Annotated in this window: 7 protein-coding genes; 4 read left to right on the forward strand and 3 right to left on the reverse strand. The window is 41.9% G+C overall.

Annotation, left to right across the window (positions count from 1 at the left end; translation table 11 throughout):
• The first annotated feature begins 366 nt into the window (after positions 1-366).
• From ACP26M_RS06820 to ACP26M_RS06835, 4 genes are all read left to right on the forward strand, one after another.
• Entirely contained in the window at positions 367-969 is a 603-nt protein-coding gene (locus tag ACP26M_RS06820; RefSeq protein ID WP_426587347.1) for an RNA polymerase sigma-70 factor, read from the forward strand.
• 70 nt (positions 970-1,039) lie between these two features.
• Positions 1,040-2,044 carry a FecR family protein gene (locus ACP26M_RS06825; protein WP_426587349.1) on the forward strand — a complete coding sequence of 335 codons (1,005 nt, stop codon included), beginning with the start codon at positions 1,040-1,042 and terminating at the stop codon, positions 2,042-2,044.
• Between the two features lie 233 nt (positions 2,045-2,277).
• Positions 2,278-5,610 (forward strand): TonB-dependent receptor, encoded by a 3,333-nt coding sequence (locus ACP26M_RS06830; RefSeq protein ID WP_426587351.1) that lies wholly within the window; start codon positions 2,278-2,280, stop codon positions 5,608-5,610.
• 53 nt (positions 5,611-5,663) lie between these two features.
• On the forward strand, positions 5,664-7,193 hold the full coding sequence (locus tag ACP26M_RS06835; protein WP_426587353.1) for a RagB/SusD family nutrient uptake outer membrane protein: 1,530 nt from the start codon (positions 5,664-5,666) through the stop codon (positions 7,191-7,193).
• A gap of 186 nt (positions 7,194-7,379) precedes the next feature.
• Here ACP26M_RS06835 and ACP26M_RS06840 read toward each other — a convergent pair whose 3' ends face one another.
• From ACP26M_RS06840 to ACP26M_RS06850, 3 genes are all read right to left on the reverse strand, one after another.
• The gene (locus ACP26M_RS06840) at positions 7,380-8,216 is read right to left on the reverse strand and encodes a phytoene/squalene synthase family protein (protein WP_426587355.1); all 837 of its coding nucleotides are present in this window, start codon (positions 8,214-8,216) and stop codon (positions 7,380-7,382) included.
• Between the two features lie 175 nt (positions 8,217-8,391).
• Positions 8,392-9,285 (reverse strand): MerR family transcriptional regulator, encoded by an 894-nt coding sequence (locus tag ACP26M_RS06845; RefSeq protein ID WP_426587357.1) that lies wholly within the window; start codon positions 9,283-9,285, stop codon positions 8,392-8,394.
• A gap of 316 nt (positions 9,286-9,601) precedes the next feature.
• The gene (locus ACP26M_RS06850) at positions 9,602-12,118 is read right to left on the reverse strand and encodes a cation-translocating P-type ATPase (RefSeq protein ID WP_426587359.1); all 2,517 of its coding nucleotides are present in this window, start codon (positions 12,116-12,118) and stop codon (positions 9,602-9,604) included.
• Positions 12,119-12,120 lie beyond the last annotated feature (2 nt).

Below are 12,120 nucleotides of genomic sequence, written 5' to 3' on the forward strand. Positions count from 1 at the left end.
TTCTCCGAATATGAATAACCGAAGAGATTTTATCCAGCCGATGATTTGTATATGTGCATTATGCGCATAATGGATAAACCACAACATATCGACTACTGCCCACCAATTGAGCTTTGACCACCTTTATTATTATCATCAAATAGTTAGGAATGCAAACAACATTGGCTAATAGGATCAACCAGGAGGGTTTTTTACCAGTTAATCAACAATTTAATAAAAAATAAAAATTGCATAAAAGCCTTAATAAAATGCCTGATTCGTACATAAGAAAGTCGGATTATGTTAATGAAAAATTAAAATACTATTTTAGATTTGAATTCTGGTGCGCTTTTTCGCCCTGTAACCAATTTTAAATTTAGTTTCAGCATGAACAATTGGAAAACATTAACCGATGAAGAGTTGGTTGAGCGGTTAAATTTTTCTGACCATGCGGCTTTTACGGAAATTTTTTATCGGTATCATGGGGCTTTATATTCATTTGCACTAAAAAGGTGCCGCGAAGCAGAAATAGCAGAAGAATTGGTACAGGACCTGTTTGTGAACTTATGGATCAAGCGCGGGCAATTGTATATAAAGTCGACACTGAGCGGATATCTGTACATTGCCTTACGAAATTTGGTTTTGAATCATATCCATAAGCAACTGCTTCGCGAAAGGGCCACCGAAGTTTTGCGTTTGGTGGCACCTGTTCCGCAAACCGCCCCTGAGGAAATTTTGATCGTTAAAGAAATTGGGCAGGAAGTTGACCGCAATCTTCATTTACTCCCCGAAAAATGCAGGACCGTTTACGAACTCAGCCGGAAACAATACAAATCTAATAAGCAGATTGCGGCTGAATTGGGTATTACCGAAAAAACAGTTGAAAATCATATGAACCGGGCGCTTCGGTTTCTGCGATTGTCTCTTCATCAATTGTTTACATTTGCTATTATATACTCCTTACTCTGCCTGAGAACTTTTTTTAAATAAAATATCAAATTCTTTTGGGTGTTACACAAGTCTTAACTGTCTTAGTTATTAAAAGGACAATATTAACACCATGCACCCTATTTCACCGGAACTGATTGAAAAATACCTTGCAGGGAAATGTAATGCTGACGAAGAGGCGGCGGTACTTAACTGGTTTAATGCGACGGAAAATGAACCGGATGCTTATGACCAGCTTTCACCGGAGGCTAAGCAGGCATTAGAAGACCGGTTGATATTGGGAATACGCGAAAAAATACGGTTGTCCGAACCCCGCGTAAAAAAGTTTAATTATTACCGGGCGGCCGCAATAGCAGCCAGTATTTTGATTTTTATTACAGTTGGCCTTTTATGGCACAACCAATCGGCAGTAAATAAATCAACTGTTAATAGTGATGTTATCAGGATTGTAAATACAGGGCAAAAGATAAAAAAAGTAACGTTGCCCGATGGTAGTACGGCCTGGCTCAACCCGGGGACAGTAGTTACGTACGATCACTCATTTAATCGTCAGTTCCGGACTGTTTCGCTCACCGGCGAGTCGTTTTTTGACGTGAAAAAAGATCACGCACATCCGTTTATTGTCCGGACAGCACACATGTCCACCAAAGTTTGGGGAACCAGTTTTAGTGTAAAGGATAATGAACATGCACTTCGTGCCGAAGTAGCAGTAGTTACCGGAAAAGTATCTGTCGCGATAGCTGATAGAAATAAAGGCAATGCAGATGTTATGCTACATCCTCAGCAAAAAGCGGTTTGGCAGGTAACAGCAAAAAAGGCTGATAAACTTGAAGTTAGCCTTGTAGAGAAGCACTCGGCGTTAAAAATTTGGGGAAAAACCAGCCTTTCATTTAATGATGTTTCGCTTAGAGAAGCAGTTCGTGTGCTTCAACAACAATTTGATGTGATCATTATGCTGCCTGCAGGGGACCATGATCTTGCGGAAGCAAAGTTACAGGCTGATTTTAGTAATCAAAGTTTGCCTGAAATAATGGAAGTACTTGAAAAACTGCTCAATGTTAGCTATGTAACCGATGGGAAGAAGTTTGTGTTACAGAGAGCCATAACAACCAATTAACCAATTATTATTAACCCTAAAGTTAAATTATGAAGAAAGATTAACCTCAGCAAACACCACTTATGTAAAATGAAGAAAGCGTGTCGTTACCACGCTTTCTTCGGGCCCCGGCCGTGTAGCATTACACACCTTTCGTAGAGGTGCGGGGGCGTTTTTGTCTCATTTTTTTACCAAATAAAACACACTAATGTATGAATATTAATTTACTAATATCGATCAACTGGTATAAAATTATGAAGTTATCCTGTTGCCAGATTTTGTTGGCCATCATATTTGCAGGTGTATCGGTAGCCGGCACCACGCGCGCGCAGGGAGTCCTGGACCGCAAGGTTGATATCGCCGCTGTTGATATGGATATGAAGTCTTTTCTTAATATGCTTTCAAAAAAAGCGGGCGTTAAGTTTGTATACTTCAAAGAAACCTTAAATAATCAAAGAAAAGTGACCACTGCCGGAGGGCAGAAAGATTTAAAAACGATATTGGAGCAGGTTTTTCTTGCTAATGGTATTGGATTTGAAATAGTTAATAATCAAATTATCCTCAAAAAACTGCGAACCTCTGCCGACACCGGTTCCGAAAATAGTGAAAATAAAACCGACGAACCGGATGTAGTGGACGTGAAGATTACCGGAAAGGTTACTGATGCCCTGGGGGCAGGGTTACCGGGGGTTACCATTAAGGTAAAGGGAACAACTGCGGCAGTAGCAACCGATAGCCAGGGTAATTATACGATAAATGCACCCGATTATAACGCAACGCTGGTTGTCACTTATTTGGGTTATGTAACCCGCGAAGTGGCGATAAATGGGCAAAAAGTTGTCAATATTCAATTGCAGGAAGAAAACAAGGCCTTGAACGAGGTTGTTGTTGTGGGTTACAGCACACAAAGCAGGCATAAATTAACCAGTGCCGTAGTTACAGTTTCCGGCGATGAGCTTAATAAAAGAGTAGCTACTTCGCCCACGGCGTTGCTGCAAGGAAAGTTACCTGGTTTACAGGTGGTTCAAGGTTCAGGAGAACCTGGAAACGAAAATGTTCAATTAACAATCAGGGGCGTTGGTACTTTCAGTGGGGCCGGATCTAATCCTTTGATCATTGTTGATGGGATTCCGGGAAGTCTTGATGTATTGAATGCTAACGACATTGAATCAATATCTGTATTAAAAGATGCTTCTTCGGCCGCCATCTACGGTTCAAGGGGTGCCAACGGCGTAATTGTGGTAAAAACCAAAAGAGGTAAGGCCGGTAGTCTGGCTATCCAGTATACATATAATCTGGGTGTTTCCAAAGCAACTAAGCTCCCTGACATAATCACTAACTCGGCAACGTATATGCAGTTGTCAAATGAGGCGCGTACAAACTCTTCACTTGCACCCTTATATACGCAGGATCAAATAAATCTGTATCAAAACGCAACCGATAGGGTAAAGTACCCCAATCATAACTGGTTGAACGATATTTTTCGTACAGCCTATACGCAAAACCATTACCTGAACATGAGCGGAGGTAAGGATAGTACAACATATAGCGTTGGCGTAGGGATCACGAACCAGCCTGGTGTGATGCGGGGATTTGATTATTCAAAATATACGTTTTCACTGGGTTTAAACTCAAAGCTAAATAAACGGATCACTTTTGGATCGGATATACAGATGCGGTACGGCAGAAAACTGACTCCTGAAAATGGCGCAAGCGACCAATTTCTTTCTGCACTGGCCCAATCACCGTTGTATCCTGCCCAAAGTTCAGATGGCAGATGGATAAAAAAAGCATACTCCAATGAGCAGGGTAATAAAAATCCTGCAGCTATTGTAGGCGAGGACATCAGAACGCGTGGTAACGATTATTATTTGCAAGGCAACTTATCCCTGGATATCGACCTTTTTAAAGGTTTACGTTGGGAAAACAAAGGTGGATTTAATTATGGATACTATAAATTCAATGACTTCAGGCCGGTAATTCCTACATATTATTATAGTGATATGTCTCCTGCGGGTAATCTTGATGACGGGTCGCCGGGTTTAAATGTGGGCAATTCAGATAATATTTATACGGTATATTATAGTCAGCTGACTTATAAAAAGAGCCTTGGACTTCATAATTTTTCTGCATTTGCCGGTTATCAGCGGGAAAAAAACAATGCCAGTAACATCAATGCATCCCGTACTCAATATGTAACAAATTATCTGCGGGAACTGAATGCAGGACCTTCCGATGGGCAAACCAACAACGGCACGTCATCGGCATGGGCAATCAGCTCGTTTTACGGCAGTGCCAATTATGATTATGCGGACAAATATTTGCTGGGCGCTAACATCAGATATGATGGAACATCCCGTTTGCCTTCAAACACAAGGTACGGAACGTTCTACTCATTTTCCGGCGGCTGGCGTGTTTCCAGGGAGAATTTCCTGAAGGATGTTTCCTGGTTAAATGACCTTAAAATCCGTGGTTCATGGGGGCAGTTAGGCAATCAGAATATCGGAACCTATCCATATCAGTCAACTTTGTCGGGGGCTAATTATGCCTTTGGCGGCTCTGTTTCTTCAGGGTTCATCGCAAATACCCTGGTTGATCCAAGCCTGACCTGGGAAACTACCCGGGTGGGCGACATTGGTCTCGATATGTCCATTTTAAATAACAAACTTGTTTTGTCGGCCGACTATTTCAATAAATATACTTTTGATATTTTGAGAAGCTCGCAGGTGCCATTCTACATTGGTTTAAACGCACCAACCATTAATGACGGAGCGCTTCGTAATAAAGGCTTCGAGTTTGCTCTTCAATACAACGACAGGATTGGCAGGGATTTTTCCTATTCGATAGGGGTAAATCTTCAAACCTATAAAAACAAGCTTGAAAGGTATGGATCGAAAGATATCAGCGACCACACCATCAGGCAAGAGGGACATGAACTGGATGCTTACTACATGTACGTGTGGGACGGAATATTCCAAAGTCAGCAGGAGATTGACAATTCGCCTAAACAACCGGTTACACCTACTCCCGGCGACCTGAAGATAAAAGATGTTAACGGCGACGGTAAAATAGATGCCAATGACAGAACTTATGTGAGCGGCAGATTCCCTTCATATCAATATTCGGCTAATATCGGCGCTGCTTATAAGGGGTTTGATTTTAGCGCTCAGCTATATGGCTCCCAGGGGCAAAAGGCTTATGTTAATGGCTGGGGTATTGAACCTTTCAGGCAAGGTTCTGTGCCAACTACAGATTGGCTAAATCGCTGGACTCCAACCAACCATACCAACACAATGCCTAAGATTTATGTGGCAGATGGTTATGCTGCCGTTCAAAATTATCCTTCTACTTATTTCTTAAAGGACGCCTCGTTCGTTCGTCTCAAAAGCTTGCAGCTGGGTTATAATTTTGCTTTAGTTGCGCTGAAAAAGGTGTCGATAAAATCATTGAGGGTTTTTGTAGCTGCTGATAACGTATTTACTATAAGTAAATATCCGGGACTTGATCCGGAACGGGTAGGAGATGGAACCTACGTTACTTATCCGCAAAACAGAACTATAACCTTTGGAGCTTCCATTAAACTTTAAAATTATTAAAGAAAACGATTATGAAACTTTATAATAAGTATATATACATACTGATGACAGTCGTAGTCATACTGGTATCCTGTAAGAAAAGTTCCCTTGACCTTAACCCACCGGATAAACTTTCAACTCAAAATTTTTGGAAGTCAGAAAGTGATGCCGACCTGGCGTTAACAGGCTGTTACAATTTCTTATATGCACAGGGAGGGAGCTATTCCACATCTCAATATGAGGTAGTTGCATGGGATAATTTTAGCGATAATTCTTACGGGCAATATAATTATGGTGGCGGCACCAGTGCGCTGTCATCTGGTTTATCCCCCGGCGTTTTTGATACTTATAATCTTTATCAGTCTTCTTATTACGTAAATAATTATACTGCTATAGCCTCTGTTAACTATTTTTTGGCAAACGTAGATAAAGTACTTACCGGCGATAAACTTAAACAATACAAGGCAGAAGCCTATTTTCTGCGTGCGTTTAATTATTACTGGCTTGCAATCTTGTACGGAAATGTGATCATCACTACTGCCGATCCGTTTACACTGGATTATAAGAAACACATGGCCAAATCTACCAGGGCAGATGTTTTGAAACAAGTAGAGGCAGACCTCGACCAGGCTATAGCCGGTTTACCGGATGTTGCTTATGGCAACGGACATGCTGCTAAAGCTACAGCTCAGGGTTATAAGGTGAGGGCATTGCTATTTGAAAAAAAATACGCTGAGGCCGCCGCTTTGGCCAGCGCCATTATTGCAGGCGGAAAATTTTCGTTAAACCCATCTTATCCTTCAAATTTTTATAAACCTGCGCAGAACAGCAGCCCGGAAATCATGTTTTCGGTTAAATACCAGCTGCCAAATCTGTCGCATCAGGATAATGGCATCAGCGTTCCTTTACAACGCTGGAAAGGAGAATTGGCAACCCAGGATTTGGTTAACGAGTATGAAGCTGCCGATGGTAAGGACACAAGCTCATCTGCAGTTTATGTAAAGGGGAAACCGTTCGATAATCGTGACCCCCGGATGCGGATGACCCTGTTTTTTCCAGGTGATACCAAAGCGCAGGGATGGCCATTTACAGGATCATATGCCGTTGCCCAGCCTGGAAAAGATTCATGGATAGTGGGCTACTATGCGGTAAAAAAATGGCTTGATCCAACACTTGTAGATCCTGACTACGGAGCGAAAGGCGATAATGACTTTGTTTTATTACGTTATGCAGATATATTGCTGATGTATGCTGAAGCACAGAATGAAGCAGCAGGCCCCGATGCAAGTGCCTACAGCGCAATTAACCTGGTTAGGAAAAGGGTTAACATGCCCGACCTTGCTGCCGGCTTGTCTCAAGCCCAGTTCAGAGAAAAGGTGCGTCATGAAAGAAGAGTTGAATTCGCTTTGGAAGGAATCCGTTATTTCGATTTGAGAAGATGGGGGATCGCAACACAGAAGCTGAACGGCTTTGTGCAAAATCCTTTATTCCCGAATGTAAAAACCAAATATGCTGATAACTATGACTTTTGGCCGATTCCACAACCCGAAATTGACAGGAATTCGCCCGAACTGGTGCAGAATCCCGGTTATTAAATAATAATTGTTAAACAGCGAGGCCGCATCAATTTATTTTGATCCGGCCTCTTAATATAAACCTGGTTTTGCCAACAGATCACTATGATTATAATAGCCGTATGAGCTATTTGATTGCTTCCACAGACGATCTTGATAACGCTATAAGACACACCTCTGAAAAATTGGACATCTGAAAAACGGTTCTTAAAGATAATTGAGCTGGTGTTTAAGCAAAGTGTCGAATATCAATATAAGCTTGCTGCCATTAGAAATTCTGAATCTTTTCGAAAAAACCACGCAGGCGCTCGCAAGCTTAATCTTTTTAAACAACTCGCGGTAATACTGGTAAGCCAAATAGACGCCCCGGCGGGAAGATTTTGGTAGCTTTCGGATGTCCTTCAACGCTTCATTGAAGTCTTGTTCAATCTCTTGTTCTATCTTCTTTTTATCTGTTTCGGAAAAATGCTTAAGGTCAATCCCCGGAAAGTAGCTTCTGTTGAGCTGAAGATAGTCCGCGCCGATATCTCTCAGGAAATTTACCTTTTGAAAGGCCGCGCCTAAGCGCATGGCTCCCGGCTTAAGAGCTTCGTAACTGTCCTTATTGCCGTTTGTGAACACGTATAAGCACATCAGGCCAACCACTTCAGCAGATCCAAGGATATATTCCTCAAATTTTTGTTGATCATAAAGCTGGTCGTCCAGGTCCATTTCCATGCTATGCAGAAATTGGTTAATCAATTGGTGATCTATACGATATTTATTAACTGTTTCCTGGAAAGCGTTAAGAATGGGATTCAGGCTGATACCCAGTTCTATCGCTTCAAAGCAATCCTTTCTAAATTTATTTAGTAATTCACGCTTGTCATAATTATGAAAACTGTCTACGATTTCGTCAGTAAGTCTTACAAAGCCATAGATGGCATAAATAGGCTTATGCAATTCTTTATCAAGAAAATTGATGCCCAGAAAAAAGCTGGTACTGTACCTGCGTGTTGCCAGTTTACTACATTCGGCAGAAAGGCGGTCAAATTTTTCTTTCATCGATTAGATTTTCAGATAGTTTAATAATTGATGTATTGAAACATTGCCATAAACGCTGGTCGACGGAGCACCTTGTTCTGGTACGCTCGGGTGTCCTGCAAAAAGAGGTAGGCCGCGGCGCTTAATCCCGCGATATCAGTGCCTGGTATCTTGTAGCCTTTTCGTTTCTTTTTGCTCATACAGCCAGCGCTATTATTTGTTCAAAATCCGGAAGCGTTTCCAACCAATACACGTTTTTCGGGAAGTGAACGCTATTTATAACTTGTTTGTTGCCAGATAGGTATATTTTAACAGACTGAAAAGTAAACGCGAGCTGGTCAATATATGCCTGTGCATTAGCAATTGGCCTTACACGTGTTATGAAAAAAAGCAGGTTCTGAGGTTGCGTACTTTCAACCGCATGACTTAAAGCCGACAGGGGCACCTGCGGACCTAAATAAATCACCCGATGGCCGGCAGTTCGCAACATATAGCTTGCAAGGAGGAGACCAATATCATGATCTTCGTCTTCCGGTAAAAATAGCAGCCATAACGGTTTGCTATTTTGCTGTTGCTCTAAACAATCATTGATTGCTGAAAATAGCTTTTGCCTGATAATGGACGAAAGAAAATGCTCCTGTGATGGACAAAGCGAATTGTTTAGCCACATTAAACCGGCACGTACTAACATGGGGTATATCACGAATTTATAGGTTCCTAAAACTCCATTCTGCTCGAATGATTTGGTTATAAGTTCATTTATCGCATACTCGTGAAAAATTAGTGCATTGCTGATGATCTGAGAAATGAAATACTCATGCTGATGCCGTGCGGGCCGGGTTTTATCTATCTCAGTCTGGAGTAGTTTGTTCATTTGCTCCCGGCTTAACGAGCAGGCTTTAGAAATTTTGTAGCCCGCGTGGTAAAGTCCGGCTATGTTCAATAATTTCTTTAGCTGGTCATCATTATAAAAGCGCGTATTCCCGGCTGTCCTTGAAGGCGTAAATGCTTGGTACCTCCTTTCCCAAATACGGATATTATGGGCGGAAACACCTGACAATTGCTCAAGATCAGAAATGGAATAACTCATTTTGTCTAAATTTTTCTATTTCAAATTTAGACAAAAAAATGAATTTCCAAATGTTGTTTATGAAGTATGCCAAATTCCTTAGGCGCAAGTATTGCAGGGAATAGACAGGTTATTAAGCAAGGAAAAACGAAGGTGGTGGCAAGCGGCACAATGAAGCTGTAAATTCTCTGAGAAATATTTAACCCGATGCTACTATAACAGGTAAGATGAAAAAGAAGATCATGTCTTGATCAATTGATAAGAAGTGTCATCAGGTTTAATTCTTCATCTAAAGCGCCTGTTTCAAAATTTTAATGTACGATCTGCGTACTTTCTATCACGAGGTTTTTACATCTGAGCCCTTACGTAACCATGCTTTATAAAGCTCGAACCAAATGACGGAGGTAAACCCTATAATTATACTGATCACCAGGTCACTCATTTTTAGCGAGTTGAAACCAAAGAAAACTGCTAAAGGGCGGATGTATATCAGTGAAGATGATATAAAGATTGTAAGCCCGATAACCAGGAGTACAAGGTTATTTTTATATTTGATAGTTGTAAACAGCGAGTAGTAAAACGAACGATTGACTAAAGTGAGCAAAACATTAGCCGATATCAGGCTGGTAAATACCATGGTACGGGTCAGTTGTTCATCTGCTGCTTTGCTTACGGCATATTGGTAGACCGTGAGTGTTCCGATTGTGATGGCTGCCCCCTGTATTATGCTGGTCGCCAACTCTTTCCAATTAAAAAAAGTAGTACTGAACGGACGTGGCTTTTGCAACATGGCATTCTTTTCTATGGGCTCGTTTTCATAAATGATCGAACAAGTCGGCCCCATAATTAGTTCCAGGAAAATAATATGCACCGGTGAAAAAATATTCGGATAAATCCAGCCTAAAGCCAGTGGTATAAATACCGTTAATACGATAGGGATGTGAATGGAGATAATATACTGTATGGCTTTTTTTAGGTTGGTGTAGATACGCCGGCCCATGGCTACAGCATCAACCATTTTTGAAAGGTCATCCTCCAATAAAATTAATGAGGCAGCCTGCTTCGCTATCTCTGTGCCCTTTTTTCCCATAGCAATGCCTATATGCGCCGCTTTCAGCGCGGGGCCGTCGTTAACTCCGTCCCCAGTCATAGCTACTATCTCATTTTGAGCTTTTAAAGCATTGATGATCTTTAGCTTGGCATCCGGGAACATGCGGGTAAAAATGTTGGCTTTCTTCACATTCTCCCTAAGTTCCTGTTCTGACAGTTGCATCAGCATGTCTCCGCTGATACATTGGTCTGCTCCACGGAAGTCAATTTGCTTCGCGATAGCGCCGGTAGTTTCTGCATTATCGCCTGTGATGATTTTAACCTTGATACCAGCTTTGTAAAAGCCCTGTAGTACAGTAGTGATGTTTTTCTTGGGCGGATCATAAAATGCAACCAGCCCTTTGAATACAAAATGAAACTCCTGCTGTGTAACAGGGAAATTACTTCCCACAAAATTTGCTTCCCCTACGGCCAATACCCGGTAACCTTCGATAGCCAAAGCCGCTATTGCAGCAGTCACATGTTCTTTCTGGGTTTGATTTAAGTTGCTGACGCCGATCAATGCTTCAGGTGCACCTTTGGCTGCGATAATGCGATTCCCTTTTCCATTTTCAAAAAGGTGGGTCATCATCGGCGGCTTGCCGCCCAGCGGATATTCGTGGACCATTTTATAATCCGGACGCTCATCTGCCAGATCGGTCTGAGTGTAAGCATTGTGCAGGGCAACTTCCATAGGATCAAAAGGGATCGGTTCGCTGGCCCACATGGCAAGCGCGATTAGCTCTGTTGCTGCGCTGGTCAATAGCTTTTCATTAAGATTATAAATGCAATCTTCCTTCAGGACATACGCTTTCGCCAGGCTCATCTTATTCTCGGTTAGTGTACCGGTTTTATCGGTGCATATCACCGACGCGCTGCCCAAAGTTTCCACTGTTTTCATTTGCTTAACAACGACCCCAATTTTCATAAGCCGCCAGGCGCCCAGCGCCATAAAAGTGGTAAATGCAACGGGGATTTCTTCGGGCAGAATACTCATGGCCAGTGTAAGCGCCTTAAGGAGACTGTCTAAGATATTTGCCGAATGAAAATAGTTTATTCCCCACACCGTCAGAAACACAATAACCCCCACGATCACCATTTTCTTTACAAAATTGCTGATCTGTATTTCCAGGGGTGTTTTTTCTTCCGCTATAGATTCCAGGCTCCCGCCAATTTTACCTAATCGTGTTTGATTACCTATTGCCGTTACGGTTGCAATGGCCAGTCCGCTTGCTACTGTTGTGCCACTGAAAATTAGATTGTCTGCAGAGGATTTGTCTTTAAAAACAGCCAGGGATTCGCCTGTAAGAATGCTTTCGTTGATTGAAAAATCATTGGAATGTTCAATAATACCATCAGCAGTAATAAAAGTGCCTTCCTCTACCATCAGGCTGTCGCCAATAACAAGCTCTTCTTTTTTTACCTCTAAAACTTCTCCGTGCCTGATCACTTTGCATTTGGGTTGCGAAAAATCCTTCAATTTTTCGAGTGCATTCCGGCTTCTGGAGTCCTGATACAAAGATATGCCTGATACGAGTACAATTGCTGAAGCTAAAAAAATACCGTCGCCGGCCTTTCCGCTGATAAAATAAATACATGAGGTAACTAACAATAAGATGACCATCGGTTCTTTTGTCAATCCTATCAACGCATTAACAAATCCGTTTTCTTTCTTAAACGAAAGGCTGTTCGCTCCGTATTTAGATCTCGCCGCAAGTACTTCCTGTTTGCTCAGGCCCTGTATATCGAAATTATTTATTGCCATTT

This window comes from Mucilaginibacter sp. R-33, assembly GCF_049949235.1.
GTDB lineage: Bacteria > Bacteroidota > Bacteroidia > Sphingobacteriales > Sphingobacteriaceae > Mucilaginibacter.